Origin of the sequence: Mucilaginibacter sp. OK283 (assembly GCF_900110415.1) — a bacterium.
In the GTDB taxonomy this organism is placed as follows: Bacteria; Bacteroidota; Bacteroidia; order Sphingobacteriales; family Sphingobacteriaceae; genus Mucilaginibacter.
Genome location: NZ_FODR01000001.1, coordinates 214,146 through 235,046, shown reverse-complemented (window position 1 = coordinate 235,046; position 20,901 = coordinate 214,146). Strand labels below are relative to the sequence as shown.

Annotated in this window: 18 protein-coding genes; 5 read left to right on the top strand and 13 right to left on the bottom strand. The window is 42.5% G+C overall.

All coding sequences use genetic code 11. The annotated features are described in order from the left end of the window. The first annotated feature begins 18 nt into the window (after window positions 1–18). Both BMX56_RS01145 and BMX56_RS01140 read left to right on the top strand, forming a co-directional pair. Window positions 19–753, top strand: a complete 735-nt coding sequence (locus BMX56_RS01145) for a DUF4197 domain-containing protein (protein ID WP_090638694.1) — start codon at window positions 19–21, stop codon at window positions 751–753. 140 nt (window positions 754–893) lie between these two features. After that, the gene (locus BMX56_RS01140; RefSeq protein ID WP_090638689.1) at window positions 894–1,394 is read left to right on the top strand and encodes a heavy-metal-associated domain-containing protein; all 501 of its coding nucleotides are present in this window, start codon (window positions 894–896) and stop codon (window positions 1,392–1,394) included. 74 nt (window positions 1,395–1,468) lie between these two features. On the opposite strand, the gene BMX56_RS01135 is transcribed toward BMX56_RS01140, so the two are convergent. The 4 genes from BMX56_RS01135 to BMX56_RS01120 form a co-directional block, all read right to left on the bottom strand. Beyond that, window positions 1,469–2,599, bottom strand: a complete 1,131-nt coding sequence (locus BMX56_RS01135) for an acyltransferase family protein (protein ID WP_090638685.1) — start codon at window positions 2,597–2,599, stop codon at window positions 1,469–1,471. A gap of 104 nt (window positions 2,600–2,703) precedes the next feature. Then, window positions 2,704–4,485 (bottom strand): RagB/SusD family nutrient uptake outer membrane protein, encoded by a 1,782-nt coding sequence (locus tag BMX56_RS01130; protein WP_090641581.1) that lies wholly within the window; start codon window positions 4,483–4,485, stop codon window positions 2,704–2,706. Between the two features lie 22 nt (window positions 4,486–4,507). Then, a complete protein-coding gene (locus BMX56_RS01125) occupies window positions 4,508–8,005 on the bottom strand; it encodes a TonB-dependent receptor (protein ID WP_218152359.1) in 3,498 nt (1,165 codons plus the stop codon). 227 nt (window positions 8,006–8,232) lie between these two features. Next, a complete protein-coding gene (locus BMX56_RS01120) occupies window positions 8,233–9,294 on the bottom strand; it encodes a FecR family protein (protein ID WP_090638681.1) in 1,062 nt (353 codons plus the stop codon). A 245-nt stretch (window positions 9,295–9,539) separates the two neighbouring features. On the opposite strand from BMX56_RS01120, the gene BMX56_RS01115 reads away from it, so the two are divergent. Beyond that, window positions 9,540–10,106 carry an RNA polymerase sigma-70 factor gene (locus tag BMX56_RS01115; RefSeq protein WP_090638676.1) on the top strand — a complete coding sequence of 189 codons (567 nt, stop codon included), beginning with the start codon at window positions 9,540–9,542 and terminating at the stop codon, window positions 10,104–10,106. Here the strand turns inward: BMX56_RS01115 and BMX56_RS01110 are convergent. The 5 genes from BMX56_RS01110 to BMX56_RS01090 form a co-directional block, all read right to left on the bottom strand. After that, the gene (locus BMX56_RS01110; protein ID WP_090638672.1) at window positions 10,103–10,357 is read right to left on the bottom strand and encodes a Txe/YoeB family addiction module toxin; all 255 of its coding nucleotides are present in this window, start codon (window positions 10,355–10,357) and stop codon (window positions 10,103–10,105) included. The genes BMX56_RS01115 and BMX56_RS01110 overlap by 4 nt on opposite strands. Then, complete coding sequence (locus BMX56_RS01105) at window positions 10,354–10,608, bottom strand: type II toxin-antitoxin system Phd/YefM family antitoxin (protein ID WP_090638667.1); 255 nt, start codon at window positions 10,606–10,608, stop codon at window positions 10,354–10,356. Before BMX56_RS01105 ends, BMX56_RS01110 begins: the two co-directional genes overlap by 4 nt. 115 nt (window positions 10,609–10,723) lie before the next feature. Further along, on the bottom strand, window positions 10,724–11,455 hold the full coding sequence (locus BMX56_RS01100) for a phosphodiester glycosidase family protein (RefSeq protein ID WP_090641575.1): 732 nt from the start codon (window positions 11,453–11,455) through the stop codon (window positions 10,724–10,726). A gap of 40 nt (window positions 11,456–11,495) precedes the next feature. Further along, the gene (uvrA, locus tag BMX56_RS01095) at window positions 11,496–14,342 is read right to left on the bottom strand and encodes an excinuclease ABC subunit UvrA (RefSeq protein ID WP_090638662.1); all 2,847 of its coding nucleotides are present in this window, start codon (window positions 14,340–14,342) and stop codon (window positions 11,496–11,498) included. Between the two features lie 406 nt (window positions 14,343–14,748). Then, complete coding sequence (locus BMX56_RS01090; RefSeq protein ID WP_255369742.1) at window positions 14,749–15,531, bottom strand: lytic transglycosylase domain-containing protein; 783 nt, start codon at window positions 15,529–15,531, stop codon at window positions 14,749–14,751. Between the two features lie 230 nt (window positions 15,532–15,761). On the opposite strand from BMX56_RS01090, the gene BMX56_RS01085 reads away from it, so the two are divergent. Both BMX56_RS01085 and BMX56_RS01080 read left to right on the top strand, forming a co-directional pair. Beyond that, window positions 15,762–17,291 carry a pseudouridine synthase gene (locus BMX56_RS01085; protein WP_090638659.1) on the top strand — a complete coding sequence of 510 codons (1,530 nt, stop codon included), beginning with the start codon at window positions 15,762–15,764 and terminating at the stop codon, window positions 17,289–17,291. Window positions 17,292–17,372: 81 nt separating this feature from the next. Continuing rightward, complete coding sequence (locus BMX56_RS01080; protein ID WP_090638656.1) at window positions 17,373–18,503, top strand: lactonase family protein; 1,131 nt, start codon at window positions 17,373–17,375, stop codon at window positions 18,501–18,503. 138 nt (window positions 18,504–18,641) lie between these two features. Here the strand turns inward: BMX56_RS01080 and BMX56_RS01075 are convergent, their stop codons facing one another. The 4 genes from BMX56_RS01075 to BMX56_RS01065 form a co-directional block, all read right to left on the bottom strand. Beyond that, window positions 18,642–19,121 carry a hypothetical protein gene (locus BMX56_RS01075; protein ID WP_255369741.1) on the bottom strand — a complete coding sequence of 160 codons (480 nt, stop codon included), beginning with the start codon at window positions 19,119–19,121 and terminating at the stop codon, window positions 18,642–18,644. Between the two features lie 45 nt (window positions 19,122–19,166). Further along, on the bottom strand, window positions 19,167–19,337 hold the full coding sequence (locus tag BMX56_RS29990; protein ID WP_177183677.1) for a hypothetical protein: 171 nt from the start codon (window positions 19,335–19,337) through the stop codon (window positions 19,167–19,169). Between the two features lie 75 nt (window positions 19,338–19,412). Continuing rightward, window positions 19,413–19,991, bottom strand: a complete 579-nt coding sequence (locus BMX56_RS01070; RefSeq protein ID WP_090638650.1) for a non-canonical purine NTP diphosphatase — start codon at window positions 19,989–19,991, stop codon at window positions 19,413–19,415. A gap of 71 nt (window positions 19,992–20,062) precedes the next feature. After that, window positions 20,063–20,659, bottom strand: a complete 597-nt coding sequence (locus BMX56_RS01065) for a hypothetical protein (RefSeq protein ID WP_090638644.1) — start codon at window positions 20,657–20,659, stop codon at window positions 20,063–20,065. Between the last annotated feature and the right edge of the window lie 242 nt (window positions 20,660–20,901).

The window sequence follows — 20,901 nt, the reverse complement described above, 5'->3', positions numbered from 1 at the left end:
TTGCTAATTTTAGGCACTATGAAAAAACGAATATTTTCTATAACAGCTTTACTGTTTTTTATAACCTTAAGCAGCTGCGATACACTAAACCAGGTTGCACAAGCTGCAACCACCAGTACACAAGGAACACCTACCACGTTTGAGATAGGTAACGGCCTTAAGCAAGCCCTTGAAATAGGTACCGGCAAAAGCACTGATAAGTTATCGGTTGTTGATGGCTTTTTAAAGAACGCCGAGGTTAAAATACTTTTTCCGCCCGAAGCGCAAAAAGCCGAGAAAACGCTTCGCAGCATAGGCCTTGGCAGCCTTTGCGACAACGTTATAACTTCCATTAACCATGCCGCCGAAGATGCCGCTGTAAAAGCCAAACCCATATTTATTGGTGCCATAAAGCAAATGACCCTGCAGGATGTTACCAACATTTTGCTTGGCAGCCAGGATGCGGCCACTCAATACTTCAAAAAAACCACTACTTTACAATTGGCCGGCCAGTTTAAACCCGTGATACAGGCAAGCTTAAACAAAGTTGGTGCTACAAAATATTATACCGATGCCGCGCAGGCTTATAACAAGGTGCCTTTTGTATCAAAAATAAATCCGGACATTACCGATTATGTAACCCAGAAAGCTATTGCTGGCTTATTTGTTGAAATTGCCAAAGAGGAACTGAATATTCGACAGAATTTAGGCGCGCGTACTACGCCGTTGCTTCAAAAGGTATTCTCTTTTGCTGATAAGCAACAAAAGAAATAGAGAAGCTTCCCCTTGAAGGAAGGAACGCGTTTTGATTTTGCTTACCTTGCCGGGGGTTACGGATATTACAGTAGCATAAAAACAATTTGTAATCAACGGGTTAATCATCTATTTTTGTTATCTGCAAAAAAAGCTGGGGTATGAAAACGCTTAAAATATTCATTATCGTGTTCTCTCTTTCTGCTACGGTCGCCAAAGCTCAGTTTACCAAAGCCGAGTTGCAGGTTAGCGGACTTACCTGCGCCCTTTGCGCAAAATCAACCGAAAAAGCTTTACGTGCATTGCCATTTGTAGGCGATATTAAAACCGACTTGATCCGTAACACCTATCTCATCACCTTTAAAGAAGAGGTGCTGGTAAATTTCGAACAGATCGGCAAAAAGGTGCAGGCATCCGGCTTTTCAGTAAGCAGCCTCAAAGCCACTTATAATTTTGATAATACCAAGGTGACTGATAACAATTTCAGCTATGGGGGCGATACCTACAGGTTGCTCAACCCTGCTAATAAACCAACAAGCGGCGCGGTAAATGTTACCGTTGTTGATCAGGGCTTTGCTCCAAAATCGGTATCAAAAAAATACCTTGGGCAAGTTATCGATACAGCACCTGCATCTGGCCGTATTTACCATTTAGCCATATAGCTATCCACAAAGTTTTCCTATTAAACAAAAAGCGCGGCTGTATTGGGCCGCGCTTTTTGTTTATATCCAGGTTCTTAAACCCGGATATAAATTTTCTTTTTATCCAGCAGGTAACCTACCAACCAGCAAATAAGCATATAGCTGATGGCAAACAGCAATGAGCCAATTGCCCCGGGTATTATAGCCTGGTAAATGTTTGTATTTATCCAATTATATAAACTAACCCCTTTTACGCTAAACATGTAAAAGAAGATGACCAAAGTTTCTGATAATACATAAAGCGGCAGCGGGTTTTTACCCATAATGATAAAAAACCTTGTCCAGTTGCCTTTGTTCCAATCGTTAATCTCCAGCGCATATACCAGGAACGACAGGATCACCAGATCGAGGCCGGTGGTTATCAGCACGAACGGGCTGCTCCACAGCTTTTTGTTAATGGGGAATACCATATTCCAGCACAAGGCAATAAAGATGAACAGGCAGCCCATGAGCAGCATTTTTGATATCACATCGTACCCTTTACCTTTCTGCTGAATGAATTTACCGGCGTAGTAACCAACAACCACGTTTACAATAGCCGGTAAGGTGCTCAGGATACCTTCCGGATCAAATGCTTTTCCTTCGCCATGGTACATATGATCGGCACCAAGTACAAGCTTATCCAGGAAATACCCTGCATTCCCGGTCATGCTTAACGGGTTTAACGGATCGCCAAAAGCAAGCAGGATAATCCAATAACTTATCAGGAACAGGATTGATAAAATAATAACCGATTGCTTTGATAAAAAATGAATCATGAGCGATGCGAAACAGTAACATAAAGCAATACGCTGCAAAACCCCCATAATACGGGTATGGCTTATCGGCGAAAATTCAAAATGCCCTTTATCAAAATTGAAGAAAGGAAACCAATACATCAGGTATCCTATTAAAAATATCAGCAGCGTACGTTTAAATATCTTGGTAAGTACGGCAGCATTACCCATCTCGATATAGCGCTTCATCGAAAAACTCATGGCATTACCCACCGCGAATAAAAACGACGGAAATACCAGGTCGGTTGGGGTAAAACCATGCCAGGCCGCATGCTGGAGGGGCGCAAAGGCATCCGCTCCGCTCCCGGGTGTATTCACGATGATCATAAAACATAATGTCATCCCTCTAAATACATCCAGCGATAAAAATCGTGTCGATGTTGTGTTCATATTTTGGTTTATAGTTGTTGGCCGGTTTACAGCAGGTGGTAATACGCAGCAATTTGAGAAAATCTGCCGGGATTTGAAAACCCCGGCAGATATAAATATACTTGTTAATGATAGCCTGGATTTTGTTTAAGCACAGGGGTGCCACCCTTGGAGCTCAAATCAATTTCGGTAAGCGGGATAGGGTAGTATTCGTTTTTACCTTTTAAAAACTTGCCTCCTTTAACATCATTGGTGAACGCGCTTTGGTAAGTTACGTAAGCATTAAGCTCGGTATCGGCAATACCCCATCTAACCAAATCAAAAAAGCGATGGCCTTCCATAGCCAATTCAATTTTGCGTTCAAAATAAATAGCTTTAAGTGCAAAATCTTTGCTGGCGAAGGCTCCTGCAGGATAAGTGCCAACTTTGTAATTGGCAGCGGGTGTATTGGTAAAGCCGGCGGTGGGATTATCATCATTTTTATACTTATGCACCCACCCCGATGTATTGGCTGCCCTGCTGCGCACCATGTTCACATAACTTTCAGCTTTATCAAAATTACCCAGTTGCGCTTCGGCTTCGGCAGCCATCAGCAACACATCGGCATACCTGATAAGGTTAACGTTAATGCCCGATCCCGGTGCCCAGGAAGTATTATCGCCATTGGTGCTTTGCTCGGCCTGGCCATAAACATTTTTAATTGGCGAGTATGGGCCTCCGTATTGCTGATCGCGTATCCAATCCACTCCAGGATGCAAACCCCAATCAAGGTATGGAATACCGCGGCGGCCAACCGTCCAATCCAATCGCGGATCGATAGTGCCGGCATCAGGCGCAAAATTGGCCCCGGCTGCTACTCCCATATCTGTTTTTAAAGCATGGCTGTTATAATCATCCAAATAGGGCAGGCCGGTAGCCGGGTTGGTACGGTAATGATTGGCCAGTTCAATTGATGGCTGATAGAAGCCACAGCAACTAAACGGGCTGCTATTGCCATACGGAAAGTTCAGCATATCGCCATCGTTGGCGTTTGACGGTCCGTTAGGGTCTGTGTTGGCGGCTGCCTGCACGGCAAATACCGATTCGGCACTGTTATTGGTAGCGGTCCTGAAATTATCGTTGAATTTTTCGTTCAAATCATACTTCAGCCCCAATGCTGTTACGCCCTGCGCAATAACGGCATCAAAAACCGATTTTGCCTCGGTGTACTTATGCTCATACAAATATGTTTTTGCTAAGTAAGCACCGGCAGCCCATTTGTTGGCACGGCCCACATTTCCCTGCGTATTGGGCAGGTTGTTATAGGCATACAAAAAGTCGGCTTCTATTTTTGGCCATATATCGGTTGTATTTGGCTGATTAATATCGGTTGTAGTTTCGTCAATGTAAGGCACATTATTAAACATTTTTTTCAGGTCGAAATAATAATGAGCACGTAAAAACCGGGCCTGTGCAATGATATTGGTTTTGGCGGCAGCTGTAATACCGGGCACCTTATTTGTAATTGCAATGGTATTATTTGTGCGGGAAACACCTTCATAGTCGGCCCTCCATTTGCTGTCAAAAAAACCGTTGCTGGCATCGGGGTTATACTTCATGATAGGCTCGATGGGTTGCTGATCGCCGGCTATACTGCCTTTTGAAGCATCACCGCCCGCAACGCCGCCATAAATCCAGTTATCTGGCGACGCCTCCCATGAACTGCCACCACCAAAAGCCGCATCGCCACCCTGCTGACCATCTAATGCCGCATAGGCGCCCACAAGCAATTCGTTTGCACCTGCTTCGGTTTGTAAAAACTTAGGCTCCAGCGCTCCGTTGATTGATTTATCAAGAAACGTTTTTTTACACGCACCAAGCGCAAAAACGCTTAGCAACATAATACTGAAATATTTTTTTGCTTTCATTGTAATACTTTTAATGCTGTTGTTATAATGAAAAATTAACTCCGAATAAGAATGTGCGCGGGCTGGCATAGCTACCTTCGTCAATGCCAAAATCTTTGGTGTTGCCGCTCAGCTCCGGATCGACACCGCTATAGCCTGTTAAAGTGAACAGGTTAGTTGCCGATACATATACGCGCAGTTTCTGAATGCCTGCTTTTTTTAAACCGGCGACTTTAAAGGTGTAACCAATTTGGGCATTGCGCATACGTACGTATGTTCCGTTTTCAACAAAGTATGAGTTGGGTGTTGCGCCGCTGCTGGTAGATGCATCCAACTCCTGGATAGGGGCTTTTGCATTTTGATGCGTTGGCGTCCATGAATCATTAAGCGCGGTATAACTTTTGGCGGTTCCGAATGACGCGTAAAAGTCTCGCCAGTATTTAACGCTATTCCATAATTTGTTGCCAAATGAGCCGTAAAAAAACACACTGGCATCAAAGTTTTTATAGTTTACAGCCAGGTTTAATCCGGTAGTAAATTTCGGATTGGGGTTACCGATAAAAGTACGATCGGCATCAGTTATTACACCATCTCCGTTTACATCTTTATACCTGAAACGCCCCACTTTGGTATCTGATTGATAAACAGCATTTGGGTCGTTGGTTACTTTTTGGGCGCTGGCATCTGCGGCGTCAATCTGTGCCTGGTTGTTCCAAAAACCGGCTATTTGATAGCCATAAAATTCGCCCAGCGAATGACCAACAGCACTCCTGGTTATAGGGCTATCAAAGCGGCTTGTGGCATCGCCAACAAAATAGTCCCTGTCGTCAGATACTTTTAGTATTTTGTTATTATAGGTTGTTAAGGTTCCTGTGGCATTAAAACTCAGGTCTTTATTTACAGTTATATTGCTTGTTACAGATATATCAAGCCCATCCGTTTTCATTTTGCCCACATTTTGTGCAGGCACGTTACCATTACCGGCAGTACCTAACTGCCTTGCGGCATACAACAGGTCCTTAATATCTTTACGATAATAATCGGCCGTTATAGCCACTTTGCCGTTAAGGAGGGTTGCATCAAAACCAAAGTTGGAGTTGATATCTTTTTCCCACAAAGCGTTGGGGTTAGCTATCTGATCCTGGTAAAAGCCAGGCAACAACGCGGAGTTACCATCCAAAGGATAATATGATTGACCAATATTGGTACCAAAAGTAGTGTAGGCATCTTTTGCCCCCATATTAATCTGGTTACCCATAATACCCCAACCGCCCCGTACTTTAAGGTCTGTAAGCCATTTTACTTCTTTCAGAAAACCCTCCTGTGATACGCGCCAGCCGGCGCTAAAAGCCGGAAAATAGCCATAACGCTGGGTTACCGGAAATTTTGAGGAACCATCGCGGCGGATTGTAGCATTAAACAGGTACTTATTATCAAAAACATAATCCAGGCGTGCAAATTCAGATAACAGCGACGTTGAGCTCTTACTGCTGTAAGTGTTTTTGTTTGTTGTACCTGTTGAAAGGCTAACATAATCAGGATCAAAATTATAAAAGCCCTGTATACTACCACCCAGGCTTTTATCGTAAGTTTCAACAGCTTCGGTGCCTATAACCACGTTCAAATTATGCTTGCCAAAGGTTTTTAGATAAGTAAGTGTGTTTGTCCAGTTGTAGCTATAGCTATTGGCCGAATTTTCGTTATAACTGTTTGTTTGGGAGTTTTCTACGTTTTCATATGTCGGGTAGGTAAACGCGTGGTCGTTACTGTTTGTGATGTCTCCGCCAAAACTGGTGCGCAAGGTAAGGCCCTTAAACAAATCAGCTTCGGCATACATGTTTCCAAGCAAGCGATAAGCCGTGGCTCCATTTACTTTAGTGCGCTGCTGTATAGCTACAGGGTTATTGGAATCGCCTAATCCTGTACCATAAGTGCCGGCATAATTGCCCATTATATCATAAACAGGTATAATTGTCTGCTCTCTTAAACCCATAGCTATTACACCATCGGGATTATTGGCGCTTATTTGCGCATGGTTAGCGGCAGCCACCTGCGGTGTTTTGGTGATAGAATAAGCCAGGTTTTCGCCTACACGGATATGTTTGGTAATATTAAAAGTGGTATTTGAGCGCAGGGTGTACCGTTTTAGGTAAGTATCAATCAATGTTCCCTGCTGGTTAAAATAATTAAGCGAGAACAGGTAGCTTGCCTGATCGCTGCTGCCGCTTAAGGTTAAATTATGGCTGGTTATAGGAGCCGATTTGAATAGTTCATGATACCAATCGGTACCTGCTTTATTTGCCCTTGTTATCCGATAAAAGCTATTAAAATCATCAGGCGAGGTATAGTTAGGGTTAACGTAATATTTTGAGGGATTTACCGAAGCATCGCCTTCTTTAGCACCGGCAGGCGTAATATAATCGGGCAACGTAAAAGTGGAGTTTGCCCCTGTTGGGTTATATAACGGATCTGTAAAATCAGTAATCCCGGAATTTTTTTCGGCCATTAGCTGTAAGTTGGCCGCTTGCTGCGGGTTTAATGTATGCCAAACGTTGCCTCCTTTAGGCACCTGCGAGCCATAATACGCATCGTACTGAATGCTCACTTTGCCCTTGCCCCTTTTGGTGGTAATGATGATAACCCCGTTTGCAGCCCTGGCGCCATATATTGACGCGGAGCTTGCATCCTTTAACACCTGTAACGACTCGACATCATTTGGGTTAATAGTGCTCACGTCATAGGTTTCCATACCATCAACCACATACAATGGGGTATTATCGCCAAACGTGTTAAAACCCCGGATATGTACCTGGGGCTCTTCACCCGGCTGGCCCGATCCGGTTACTGTAACGCCAGATGCCTGCCCCTGTAACTGGCTGTTTACCGATGATGATGCTTGTTTATTCAAATCCTTAACATTAACTACGGCTACGGCGCCGGTAAGGTCTTTCTTTTTTTGAGTGGTATAACCAACGACTACAACCTCGTTCAGGGCTTTTGATTCTTCAACAAGCTTTACATTTACTACGGTTTGGCCGGCAATGGGTACTTCCTGTGGTGTAAAGCCCAAAAAGTTAAAAAGGAGCGTGCCTGTACCATCGGGCAATGTAAGGTTATATTTTCCGTCGATATTGGTTACTGTTCCTAATGTGCTCCCTTTAAGTTTTATGCTTACACCGGGTAGCGGCAGCCCGGCAGCATCTGTAACGGTACCGGTTACTGTAACGGTTGCTATAGTTTTACCATCGGCCGGTTTAATAATAATGATGTTATCAACCACCTGGAAGGTGAGTTGCTGATTTTTAAGAACATCTTTCATTACCGTTTCAATACTGGCGTTTTGCAGTTCAACATTAATCTTTTTATCAATGTTAACCTGGTCCAGCCGGTAAAAAACCGTGTATTTGCTGTTTTTTTCAATCTGCTTAAACATCTGTTTAACAGATATATTGTTTACATTAAAGTTGTAAACGTTTTGCGAAAAAGCAGCTGCGTGTATTTGCATTATTCCCGTTAAGAGTAAAACAGTTACAAGCTTCATAATTTTAATCGTTTTTTGCCACGCGCGCGCAGCCATTACAGATTTTCTGTCAAAATTTATCATAAATTTGTTTGTTAATCAGTTAATACGATGCTTCCCCAAGCGTAGGGTATTAGCTATTGATTTTATTGAAGCCCGGAGTGTTAGCGCACACCGGGTTTTTTATTTTGAAAGAGAGAGCGTTAGTTTTTCGCCATAAGTTATTTTGTTTTTAAAGGGTTAACAGATTAGTTTTTATTGTTTTTTGTGATGTTTATTGTGTTGCCCGTAATAGAATAGTTGATTGCTGTATTGCCCTTTATCAGATCCAAAACTTTATCTATACTGGATATGCTTTTGAAACTGCCCGAATAGCGGATGTTTTGCAGCCCGGCATCGTCCATAATAATTTTTACATTATACCTGCGCTCCAATACTTTGGCAATCTCGCCGAGGGTGTTACCATCAAATACCAGCAAATCGTCCTTCCAGCCATCGTAGCGGTCCATTTTTGCCGAATCAACCTCCGATACTTGTATCTCGTTAAGGTTTTTCAATTCTTTATCATCCTGCTTTACAGCGTATTTTTCGGCACTGGGATAATATATTCTGAGCACCTGGTGCGGTTTAACGTAGATGCGGTTCATCTCGCGGGTGTTGTTATCTATGTTACCCTCAACCGCTACCTCGCCTTTTACAACCGTGGTTTCAAAAAAAGAGTCGTTGGCGTAAGCTTTCAGGTTAAATTTTGTGCCGATATCCCTGATGGTATAATTTTTAGTGTTAACCAAAAACGGAATAGTTTTGCCGCCGGGGGCAATGTCGAAAAATGCCTCACCCTCCAGGTAAACAGTCCGGTTTGTTTTATTAAAATCAGTATTGTATTTAAGCTTGCTGCCTGCATTTAGCCAAACAAGTGTGCCATCGCTTAAAACTATTTTTTTTATGCCCCCATTATTAACAGATACGAGCCTCGTGTTCTGCACATTTTTTGAATAATGGTTTACAAGCAAAGCTGTTAGCAAACCAAACAAGGCCACGGTTGCAGCTACTTTACTCCATATAGCAAGCACGCGGTATTTTGGCTCATGCGGGATAGTTGCCGCCGAAAATTTGGCGAATGCTTTCTCCTCATTAATAACATCGGGCTCCAGGTACAGCATGTTTTGCCAGGTTTCATATAGCTGGGCAAAGTACTGCTCATTCTCGGGGTGCGCATTAACCCATTCTTTTACCTGCTCTACTTCTTTTTCATCGGCTTCGCGGGTTATGTATTTTACCAGTAACAGTTTTATTTCTTCGTTGTCCATTCGTGTTCTTATTAGCAAGACAACTGGAAAACCCCATACCCTCAAACGGGGCTAAAATATTTCTTTATTAAATTCGGACAAAGACAAAATTTAACCCTGCTAATTGCGAATTACACCCACAATGCAAAATATTCGCGAGTGCATTTGTCAATATTTCCATATTAAATTTGATGCTTTCAAAATTTAATCGTTAACTTGTTAAAGTTTTTTAAAAAGTAATTCTTTTTTACCTATCCTATGAATAAATGATTACCTCAAAAACCGACACATCAATAACAAAACTCACGCAGGGGGATGCCGGCGCGTTTGAAGTTTTATTTAAACTTCATTATACCCGCCTTACGCTTTTCGCCAATCGTTTTGTGAATGATTTGCCGGTGGCCGAAGAGATAGTTGCCGAAATATTTACCGATTTATGGGAAAAGGGGCATGAAGTTACATTTTCAACATCGGTAAGTTCATACCTGTATAAAATGGCGCAAAACCGTAGCCTCAATTATTTGAAGCACCAAAAAATAGAAAACCTTTACGTTGATTACCTGCAAAAAAACAACCTGCTTGATGAAGTACGCAGCGCTGTTGAAAACGGGTACGAAGAAAAAGAGCTGGCCCACCAGATAAAAGCAGCCATAAACACCCTCCCCGAAAAATGCCGCGAAATTTTTGTATTGAGCCGCTTTAGCGACATGAAGTATAAGGAAATTGCCAGTAAGCTCAACCTTTCGCCCAAAACGGTTGAACGCCAGGTGAGCATTGCGTTAGAGAAGTTAAGGCAAACGCTGAAACATGTGAGTTATTTGTTGATGTTTTAGTAGTGATAGCGGCATTGATGTATATGAATTGATCCGTTGTCAATTTTGTATACAAGACGGTGTTCTAAATTTATCCGCCGAGACCGGAAAGCTGCCAAATTATGTTTTAAAGGTTCTGGTTTGCCAGAACCTTTAAATGGAGTTCTTTCTATTTCTTTTACTAAAGCATTTATCTTTCTTAAAATAGATTTATCGGTAGTCTGCCAGTATAGATAATCTTCCCAGGCCTGATCGGAAAAAACAATTCTCACTCTTCAATCAGTTTTCTTTCGGTACCTAAACCATTTTCCAAATCCTCGATACTTTTCATCAACCGGGCAGAATTTGCCGGACTCTTAAGCAAGTAAAATGTTTCTTCCATGCTTTCATAATCAGCTTTGGAAATAACTACAACATCCTCGGCATTGGTACTTGTAACCACCAAGGGTTTATGATCATTGCGAACTTTATCCAGATAGAATTTAAGTTGCTGCCTGAAGGTTGTATATGTGGTCACTTCCATTTGTCTAATTTTAAATAAAGATAAAAAACAAAACGCACATGTACAACAAATTGTACATGTGCGTTTAAAAACTTGAAATTACCTTCGCTTCTCGTCGTGTCCGTCAGCAAAAACATTATTCAGGTTCAGTTACCCCAATCATCACCCCAAAGCTCCCATCTGTCTGCATCCAATTCTTTTCGGGCAAATAAGCCCTCGAAACAAAACCATCCAGGTACAAGGCATTTTTACAGCCTATATTTTTAAAATACGCTGCAAAATCATAAAAATTAACAGGCACTTTAGAGATAACGAAAACAACTTCGCCGGTGGGTAAAATGCCAACGCCATTCCTGATATTCAGGTTTGCTGACCCCGCTTTAAATGATGGATGAATTTGACCGCCTATTACCAGCATCGGCCCTGATTGGGTGGCGTATTTGATATCACCACTATCTTTAAACGAGGCTGTGTTGCAAACGACCGCGGTATTGGTTGTTGTAAGATAGAAAACGCCGTTAGGCTTCAGGTAAAAATTACCATTACCTGATAACGTATCTAATGGCGCTAATGTTTTTTTATTTTCGATGTACAGCCCCTGCGGTGATCCATCCGGTTTGTACATCCCAGCGTTCATGGCAAATACCACCTTACGCTTATTATTTTCAAGCCAAAGCTTAAGGTTTTGGATACTGCCGAAATTCGAATTTCTATCACCCTTCCAATAAAGTTTCAGTTCGTGTTTTTGGGGGTTTACCCGGTAACTAAGAAAACGATCTTCATCCTGATGTGTCCATGTAAAAGCCAGCGCTGCCACTGCAACAAGCAGGACAAAAACTGTGGATAGAATGGCCCCGCTCTTTTTCATTTCGATCTGCATTAGTTTCTATCCACAATATATCGCTATTTTATTTTATCCCCATTTCCTTTTTCAAAAACTGACCTGTAAAACTTTCCTTCACTTTACACAACCCTTCGGGGGAACCGCTGAAAAGAATTTTACCGCCGCCAGAACCGCCTTCGGGGCCAAGATCGATAACATGATCAACCACTTTAATTACATCCAGGTTATGCTCAATTACCAAAACCGTATTGCCTTTATCAACCAGTTGATAAAGCACACCTAACAGCACGTTAATATCTTCAAAATGCAATCCTGTGGTAGGCTCATCTAAAATGTAAAAAGTGTTGCCGGTATCTTTTTTTGATAGCTCGGTAGCCAGCTTTACACGTTGCGCCTCGCCACCAGATAGTGTAGTGGATGCCTGGCCCAAAGTAATGTAACCTAAGCCAACATCATTCAATGTTTTTACCTTGCGGTATATCGATGGGATATGCTCAAAAAATGGCGTGGCATCTTCAATGCTCATATCCAGCACATCGCTGATGGATTTACCACGGTAGCGCACTTCCAGTGTTTCGCGGTTGTACCGGCGGCCGCCGCATTCTTCACAAGGTACCTGCACATCAGGTAAAAAGTTCATCTCGATAACTTTCATTCCTGCACCCTGGCAGGTTTCGCACCTGCCCCCTTTTACGTTGAATGAGAAACGGCCGGGTTTATACCCCCTGATCCTCGACTCGGGCAGTGCAACATATAGGTTCCGGATATCTGAAAACACACCGGTATAAGTGGCCGGGTTCGATCGCGGCGTACGGCCGATAGGCGTTTGATCTATTTCGATCACTTTATCGATATTCTCCAAACCCTCAATTTTTTCATAAGGCAACGGATGCTTTTTGGCCCTGAAAAAATGATGGTTTAATATAGGATATAGCGTCTCGGTAATTAAACTTGATTTACCGCTGCCGGATACCCCTGTAACACCAATTAATTTACCTAAAGGAAAATCAACAGAAACCTTTTTTAAATTATGGCCGGTTGCCTTTTTAAGGCTTAGTGTTTTTCCGTTGCCCTCTCTCCGTTTCTCAGGTATAGCGATAGAACGCTCGCCATTGATATAGGATGTAGTGAGCGTATGTTCTTTCATCAGCTGTGCAGGTGTTCCTTGCGCAACAATCTGCCCGCCGTGTACGCCGGCTGCCGGCCCCATGTCAATAACATGGTCGGCTTCAAGTATCATATCTTTATCGTGCTCAACCACCAAAACCGTATTGCCCAGGTCGCGCAGGTTTTTGAGGGCGTTAATCAGGCGCTCGTTATCGCGTTGGTGCAGGCCAATGCTCGGCTCATCTAAAATGTACATAACATTCATCAGCTGCGAGCCTATCTGCGTGGCCAAACGGATTCGCTGTGCTTCACCACCCGAAAGCGTTTTGGCCGTACGATCAAGCGTTAAATAACTCAAGCCAACATCTAACAAGAAAACAATACGTGCCCGGATCTCTTTCAGGATCTCTTTGGCAATAACATTCTGGCGTTCGCTCAGCCTGTCTTCCAGGCCGTTAAACCATTCCTGCAGGTGATTGATATCCATGCAGGCCAGCTCAAATATATTTTTGTTATCTACCTTAAAATGCAGCGATTCTTTCTTCAGCCTTGCGCCCTCACAAACCGGGCAGGTTTTCAGTACACGATAATTTTCCATATCGTCCATACCCTCATCGTTTCGGCGCTCCTGCTGCTCTTCCAGCATACGTACAATACCATCAAAAGTGATGGTATAACTTTGAACATTCCATTTATTGTACTCAACAGAAACACTGATGGTATCGGGCGCCCCATTCAATATAATATCTAAATGATCGCGGCTTAATTTTTCTATCGGGGTGGTTAATGAAAACTCATACTTTTTAGCCAGCGCCTTCAGCACCTGGAATATCCAGGTTTCCCGGTATTCACCTATCGGGGCCAGGCCGCCATTCATGATGGTCAGCTTAGGATTAGGGATAACCGATGCTTCATCAACCTCAAAAATATACCCCAAACCATTACATTTTTCGCAGGCACCATAAGGCGAGTTGAACGAGAATGTATTTGGCTGCGGTTCATCGTATGAGATACCCGAAACCGGGTCCATCAAATACTTACTATAATAAGCTACGTTACCATCCTTATCACCCACGCGAATAATGCCTTTGGCAATTTTAAGCGCCGTTTGTACCGAGGTGTATAAACGCTTGCTATCCTTTTCGGTCACCACCAGTCTGTCAACCACAATATCAATATCGTGTATCTTGTACCTGTCTACCTGCATTTTGGGTTCAACGTCGGCCATGGCGCCATCAATCCATACTTTAAGGTAGCCTTGCTTGCGGATAGATTCAAAAAGCTCGCGGTAATGCCCCTTGCGGGCTTTTACAACTGGGGCCAGGATGTTCACGGGCTGACCGTCGAATTTTTCGGTAATGGTTTTCAGGATCTGATCTTCGCTCATCCGTTCCATTTTCTCGCCGGTTGTGTAGGAATAGGCATCCCCGGTACGGGCGAAAAGCAAACGCATAAAATCGTAAATCTCGGTAATTGTCCCCACTGTTGATCGTGGATTTTTGCTGGTTGTTTTTTGCTCAATAGCAATAACCGGGCTTAAGCCCGATACTTTATCTACATCCGGCCGCTCCATACCACCCATAAACTGGCGCGAGTAAGCCGAAAATGTTTCCATATAACGGCGCTGCCCCTCGGCATAAATGGTATCAAATGCCAGTGACGATTTGCCGCTGCCACTTAAGCCGGTAATTACCACCAGCTGGTTGCGCGGAAAAGAAACATCAATATTTTTTAAATTATGTACCCTGGCCCCGTAAACTTCAACTTCACTTTGTTCGCCCAGGTCGATGGTTTTTTCAATCATATGTATTTTTAAAAACAATACCGTTTAGCCGGTTTAAAAATGCCCGCCAACTATACTAATATTTTTCGCAAATATATGTAAAAAGCTGATGCTTTATAAGATATGCAACAACCCAAAACGTTATTTGACCTAAAAATAACAGCCCTAATGTAACCGCTGTTTTTTAAACTTGTTTTTATAGAGAGCTTAAGGCAGAAAGCCTAAAGCAGCAGACTCAATGATCAATTTACTATGATATTGAGCAAGTATATTATTGAATAGCAAAACATAAAAAAAGCCGATCCTCCATCCAGGAAGATCGGCTTTCAAGTGCTCCGTAAAATTTTAATTATTGAATTATTGAGTGTTTGAATTATTGATTTAAAAAAGATTACTTCAATCGCCAATTCACTAACCCACCAATTCACTAATTAAATGCTAACAGTTGTGTTGTGGGTGGGATAACAATGTAATCCTTGTACCCAAACTTTTTTGGCTGTTCGATAATTGCTTTCATGGCAATAAGCTTGTAGATGTATGAACCGGTTTCGCGGTTGAGGCTTAAGCGAAAGTAATTATCTTCGTTTTGCTTATTAATGGCGCGTTCCATTTTAATGGAGCCATTGTTGTAAGCGGCGGCAGCCAGCGTCCAGCTGTTAAATTCACCATACAGTTCTTTGATGTACTTGCAGGCTGCTATTGTTGATTTGCGCACATTTTGGCGTTCATCAACACCATGACCAACCTTTAGGCCATAAGTACGCGCGGTACCCGCCATAAACTGCCATAAGCCAGATGCCCCTTTTGATGAAGTGCCGCTTTTAAGGCCCGATTCAACCAACGGGATGTATTTAAAATCATCAGGAATGCCATAAAACTTTAAAATGGGCTCAATAATAGGGAACAGCGCTTCGGCCTTGCGGTGCAGCAAGGTTGACTGAACACTTTTAAACGAATGTTGGCTAAGCGATTTATTGAGTTTTTTGGTAACCCTGGCATCGTTAACAGGTAAAGCTTCATCGGCAAAACTATAGGTAGCCGCAGTGCTTTTAATAAAAATAAATTTCGAGGTCCGATGGCTTAATTTGGCCGGTTTTGCAACCGTTTCAGCAATTGTTGTGCTGTAGATATTAAGCTTTGAAATGAGGGCCAGCACCAGGATTACGGAGCACGTAAGTAAGTGTTTTTTAATCATTTCTTTTTTTATCATTAACTATACATTAGGTAAAATGTGCTGCAAAGGTATGTCATACAAATCACATAATCAAATACTTAGGATTTTGCCAACTTTTTTAGCATGGGTTTTCGGTTCAAAAACTGTGTTTAAAACCGTTTAAACCGTGATTTTGTTTGCTGACATTTTTTTGATTTTTTTAATTAAAGTGTGCCAAAAAAGCGTAACTTTGACCCTCACGCTGCGAAAGCGCTAAACAAAAAAATATGGTATTTAAGAGACCAACAGGTAGTCGCGATGACAGGCCAGGAAAATCAACTGGCAGAAGCTCAAGAGGCGACGATAAGCCAAAAAGACCGGCAACCGCAAAAGGTAAAGCCACTCCGGACGGAGAAAAGAAAAAACTATCCAGACCGGATAAACCATTCCAAAGCAACAGGTTCAGCGACGATAAGCCCAAAAGCAATTTTAGGGACAACGCATCATCTGGCGACAAAAAATCGTCGGGCAGATCAAAGCCATATTCAGGCAGACCTGCGGCAGGTGACGACAGACCTAAAAGTAACTTTAGAGACGGTGCTTCATCCGGCGATAAAAAAAGCTTTTCGCCACGCAGCAAGCCATACTCTGGCAGGCCAACAGGCGGCGATTTTGAAGACAGGCCAAAAAGAAGCTTCGGTGCAGGCTCATCCGCCAGCAGCGAAAGAAAGCCCTACTCTGGCCGTCCAACCTCTGGCGAAGGTGAAGAAAGACCCAAAAGAAACTTTGGCGGCAGCAGTGCCGGCGAAAAGAAACCATACTCATCTCCACGCACCCGCACATCAAACACCGATTTTGGCGATAAGCCCAAAAGAAGCTTTGGTGCAGGCGCAGAAAGATCGACAGATAAAAAATTTGGTGAAAGGCCCGAAGGCGGATTTAAGAAACGCGAAGGCAGTTTTTCAAAAGATAAACCGGCTTATAATGCCGACAAGCCACAGCGTAAGCCCACTTACGATAAAATAACCAAAGATACCAGCGCGCCCGAAAGGACCATGCGTGGCCGTAAAAAACCAGCGGAGACCAAAACTAAGGATGACGGCCTTATCCGCCTTAACCGCTATATATCAAATGCAGGCATCTGTTCTCGCCGTAAGGCCGATGAACTGATCATTGCAGGTGTGGTATCGGTAAATGGTGTGGTTGTTGATGAATTGGGTGCCAAAATTGATCCCCGTAAGGACGAGATCAAATATAACGGCGAAACCTTGCGTCGCGAAAAAATGGTTTACGTTTTGTTAAATAAACCAAAGGATTATATTACCACTACCGAAGACCCTCAGGAACGTCGCACCGTAATGCACCTGGTTGAAAAAGCAACCAAAGAGCGTATTTACCCAATTGGCCGTTTAGACAGGAATACCACCGGGTTATTATTAATGACCAACGATGGCGACCTTGCCGATAAATTATCGCACCCACGCAGCAACATCAGCAAACTATACCAGGTTGAATTAAGTAAAGCCTTATCTCAAGGCGATTTGAATAAGATCACCTATGGTATTGAGCTGGAAGACGGCTTAATTAAACCCGATTCGGTATCGTACGTTGCAGGTGCATCAAAGCGCGAAGTAGGCATCCAAATCCACAGCGGTAAAAACCGTGTGGTACGCCGCATTTTTGAAAGCCTTGGTTACGAGGTTGTAAAGCTTGACAGGGTGGTTTATGCCAATCTCACCAAAAAAGATCTTCCACGCGGCCGCTACCGCCATTTGGAAGAAAGCGAGATTATCCAGCTTAAACACCTGATAAAATAATTATAAAACGCCCCGCTAAACATCGGGGCGTTTTTTTTGTCTATTTTGTTAACTTGCGCTCCATAATCAATTTGTACCCACATGAAAAAAGTTCTTTTGATCATAGCGATGCTATCGCCTTTGTTTAATTACGCCCAGGATAAAAAGCCAATTCCCAAATCATTTGATTTGGTTGTAGGTACGTATACAACAGGTACCAGTAAGGGTATTATGGTTTACCGCTTTTATACCCAAAGCGGCAAACTGGCTTATTTAAGCCAGATAGATGGCGTTACCAACCCATCGTACCTCACCATCAGCAAAAACAATAAATTTATTTACGCCGTAAACGAAATTACCAAAGGCGAGGTAAGCGCATTTTCATTTGACGCCAAAACAGGTAAAATAGATTTCATTAACAAACAATCATCGTTAGGTGCCGACCCATGTTACATTGCTGTGGACAAAGCACAAAAGAATGTGTTTGTAGCCAATTATTCAAGCGGGCAGGTTGCTGTACTGCCTGTTAATAAGGACGGTTCACTTGGCAACGGCATTGAAACTGTACGTAACGAAGACGGCAAAGGCCCCAACAAAGAACGGCAGGAAGGCCCGCATGCCCATATGAGCATATTGTCGCCAGATGAAAAATACCTGTTTTATAATGATTTGGGTACCGATAGGATAAACATCTATCGTTACCGCCCGGGTAAGGAATCTCCATTAACCGATCCAACTTTTGTAAGCGTTACTCCCGGCGAAGGCCCCCGTCACCTGGAATATTCTTTGGATAAAAAGCATGTTTACCTGGCAACCGAAATGGGGTCGAATGTATTTGTGTTTGATTATGACAATGGCAAGTTTAAACAGAAGCAGGTAATAACTTTACTACCTGATGGCTTTACCGGCAAAACAGCTGCCGCAGCTATCCACCTATCGCCTGATGGCCGCTTTCTGTATGTATCAAACCGTTTAGAGACTAACGAAATTATTTGTTACGCGGTTAACCAGGAAACCGGCGGACTTACCTTTGTATCGCGCCAATCAACATACGGTAAAAACCCGCGCGATTTTGCCATCGACCCATCGGGTAACTATATGGTTGTAGCCAACCAGGGCAGTGACAGTATGTTTGTATTTAAAATAGACCAAAATACAGGTAAGCTAACCCAAACAGGTATTAAAATAGATATCGGCAATCCCGTTTGTTTGAAGTTTACGTCGGCAGAATAATTTTGACGTGAAAGGGCGAAGGTAACAGGCAAAAGCAGCCAATTAGTTAAAAAATCAAAAGGGGCAAGCACACTGTAAATTGTGCTTGCCCCCTTTTTCGTAAAGGCAACCTTTCGCCTTTTACCTTTATCCTTTCGCCTAATTTTTAGTGAATGAATAAATGATATACCCATTGGTTCCGCCTACATCAACAGCCGATTTTAGAACCATCGACTTGCCATCGTTACTGGCAATATCCAATCGATAGCCCTCTGCTACGTTTTTAGGCTTATCGCCCTGGTAAATTTTCTTAAATTGGAATTGCGTACCTGTGGTGCCCCCGTTATAAACCGACCAGTATATAGTTTGCGAAGTACCGTTGCTCATGGTATAAACACCATTTCCGCTATTGGTTAATTTCCAGGTACTGCCAACAAATGCTTCGGGAGCCGCCTGGTCAAATACGTTTTGAACAGCGCCTTGTACAAGGCCCTGGTAACTTACGTTATTCAATGTCCAGGTGCCGGTGAATTTACCCCGGGATACGTTAGTTGTAGTTGCACTTTGCGGGGTTGAACAAGCCGCAAACAAAAAGATAAGGGATAGGATCGCTATCGGTGTTTTTAGTACATTTTTCATGACAAAAGTTATTTAATGCATATAAGCATAAACCCTGCCAAAAGCTTAACTATACTTAACCGTGTTTGATTTAAGCTGCTTATCAATTTCGAATAAACGCTGGTTAATGGATGCAACTAACAGGTCTGCCTCTTTAACGTTTTTAAGGCTTTTGGCAAAACGGTGGTCGGTATCTTTTGAGAATAACGAGTGGCTGATTTTATAAATAAGATTCATAGATGTATTCCTTATAGCACTATTTTACGGATAACAGGCCATTAAGGTTACGAAAGTTAACTGAGAATATTTTTTTTAAGCAATGCTTAAAAAACCAATGAGTTTTTCCATGGCTTTCGCCCGGTGGCTTATCTGGTTTTTTTCGTCCATAGTCATTTCGGCAAAGGTTATAGCGTAGCCATCGGGTTCAAATATTGGGTCGTATCCAAAGCCGTCTGTTCCGCTGGGTGCCGTGCGGATAGTTCCTTCAACCGTTCCCTCAAAAAAATATTCTTCACCAGCCCACATTAATGATATCACAGTACGGAACCTTGCCTTTCGGTTAGTTTCGTCCTTTAATTTATCCAGTACCTGTTTAATATTGGCGGCATGATTCCCATGTTCGCCAGCGTACCTGGCCGAATAAACGCCCGGTTCGCCATTCAGGGCATCTATTTCAAGTCCGCTGTCATCGCCAAAACAATTCAGTTTATACTTATTATAAATGTATTGGCTTTTAATAGAAGCGTTTACTTTAAAAGTAGTACCGATTTCTTCAATATCATCATAGCAGCCAATATCGTTAAGCGTAAGCAGCTTAATTTTACCCTGAAGTTTTGCTTCTACTTCTTCGAGTTTGTGGCGATTGTTGGTAGCGAATACTAATTCCGTCATATTGAATCAATTTGAAAAATTGAGAATTTGAAGATGATGTTTTTACGATACCCCATTTTCAAATCGTCAAATTATAGCGTTTTCATTTGTTCCCAAAAAGCTTTCTTATGCTCTACGTTATCCATCATTTCGCCAAAGCTAAAGCTATATAAGCCTGCAATATCTCCCAAGGTACTGGGAGCATTTAACGCCAGCGGGGCTATGCCTTGTGGCATTGCATTTTTACCCAGCACCAACAGCCTGGCTGGTTTAAAAAAATTAACCAGTTCATTATATTGCACAGTGGCATGCCTGGCCAGGTTTAAAATTACAATATCGTCTATACTTAAATCCTTCCGCTTAATAATATTGGTAAGTGCGGCTAAGTGGGCATCATCAATAAATTCCAATTCGGGATAGTGTACCAGTACCAAAAAACGTTTTAAGTTTTTACCTAAATAATTAAAACTTATTACAGGCGTTTTAACTTCAGGTACGGGTGATTGAACTGCTGGTTCCGGTTGTTTGGTTATTGGCAAGGGCGATGCAGCAACGATTACAGCGGGAGCAATACTTTCAATTTCGGGTTGGGCTATTGCAAAGTTTTCATACATGGCTTTATCTGCTTTTAGCAAATAAAGCTCATCCTGTAAAATAAAGCGTAGGGCAACCGGGTTTTCAACTTTCACTTTAACAAATTTTAACCAAAAGTAGTTAAACCGTTTGAAGCATTATAACCATATTAGCACAATTATAGCATGGCCTTAACCTGAAGCCCGAAGTACTAAGTTTCAAGTCAAAAAAAAGACGTGTTTCGACCTCTGACTTTAAACTAAAGACTACCGGCTTAATACGCTGTTTTTTATTCAGTTTAATTGTGCCGCTATAATTAATAAATTTTACCGAAATTTGAAGTTTTAACGGAATTGTT

What these genes read in the sequence shown, in the direction of transcription:
- BMX56_RS01125 (WP_218152359.1), bottom strand. Translation starts at nt 8,005, where the DNA reads ATGAAGCTTGTAACTGTTTTACTCTTAACGGGAATAATGCAAATACAC.
- BMX56_RS01080 (WP_090638656.1), top strand. Translation starts at nt 17,373, where the DNA reads ATGAAAAAAGTTCTTTTGATCATAGCGATGCTATCGCCTTTGTTTAAT.
- BMX56_RS01100 (WP_090641575.1), bottom strand. Translation starts at nt 11,455, where the DNA reads ATGAAAAAGAGCGGGGCCATTCTATCCACAGTTTTTGTCCTGCTTGTT.
- BMX56_RS01140 (WP_090638689.1), top strand. Translation starts at nt 894, where the DNA reads ATGAAAACGCTTAAAATATTCATTATCGTGTTCTCTCTTTCTGCTACG.
- BMX56_RS01075 (WP_255369741.1), bottom strand. Translation starts at nt 19,121, where the DNA reads ATGAAAAATGTACTAAAAACACCGATAGCGATCCTATCCCTTATCTTT.
- uvrA (WP_090638662.1), bottom strand. Translation starts at nt 14,342, where the DNA reads ATGATTGAAAAAACCATCGACCTGGGCGAACAAAGTGAAGTTGAAGTT.
- BMX56_RS01120 (WP_090638681.1), bottom strand. Translation starts at nt 9,294, where the DNA reads ATGGACAACGAAGAAATAAAACTGTTACTGGTAAAATACATAACCCGC.
- BMX56_RS01090 (WP_255369742.1), bottom strand. Translation starts at nt 15,531, where the DNA reads ATGATAAAAAAAGAAATGATTAAAAAACACTTACTTACGTGCTCCGTA.
- BMX56_RS01070 (WP_090638650.1), bottom strand. Translation starts at nt 19,991, where the DNA reads ATGACGGAATTAGTATTCGCTACCAACAATCGCCACAAACTCGAAGAA.
- BMX56_RS29990 (WP_177183677.1), bottom strand. Translation starts at nt 19,337, where the DNA reads ATGAATCTTATTTATAAAATCAGCCACTCGTTATTCTCAAAAGATACC.
- BMX56_RS01135 (WP_090638685.1), bottom strand. Translation starts at nt 2,599, where the DNA reads ATGAACACAACATCGACACGATTTTTATCGCTGGATGTATTTAGAGGG.
- BMX56_RS01085 (WP_090638659.1), top strand. Translation starts at nt 15,762, where the DNA reads ATGGTATTTAAGAGACCAACAGGTAGTCGCGATGACAGGCCAGGAAAA.
- BMX56_RS01115 (WP_090638676.1), top strand. Translation starts at nt 9,540, where the DNA reads ATGATTACCTCAAAAACCGACACATCAATAACAAAACTCACGCAGGGG.
- BMX56_RS01145 (WP_090638694.1), top strand. Translation starts at nt 19, where the DNA reads ATGAAAAAACGAATATTTTCTATAACAGCTTTACTGTTTTTTATAACC.
- BMX56_RS01130 (WP_090641581.1), bottom strand. Translation starts at nt 4,485, where the DNA reads ATGAAAGCAAAAAAATATTTCAGTATTATGTTGCTAAGCGTTTTTGCG.
- BMX56_RS01105 (WP_090638667.1), bottom strand. Translation starts at nt 10,608, where the DNA reads ATGGAAGTGACCACATATACAACCTTCAGGCAGCAACTTAAATTCTAT.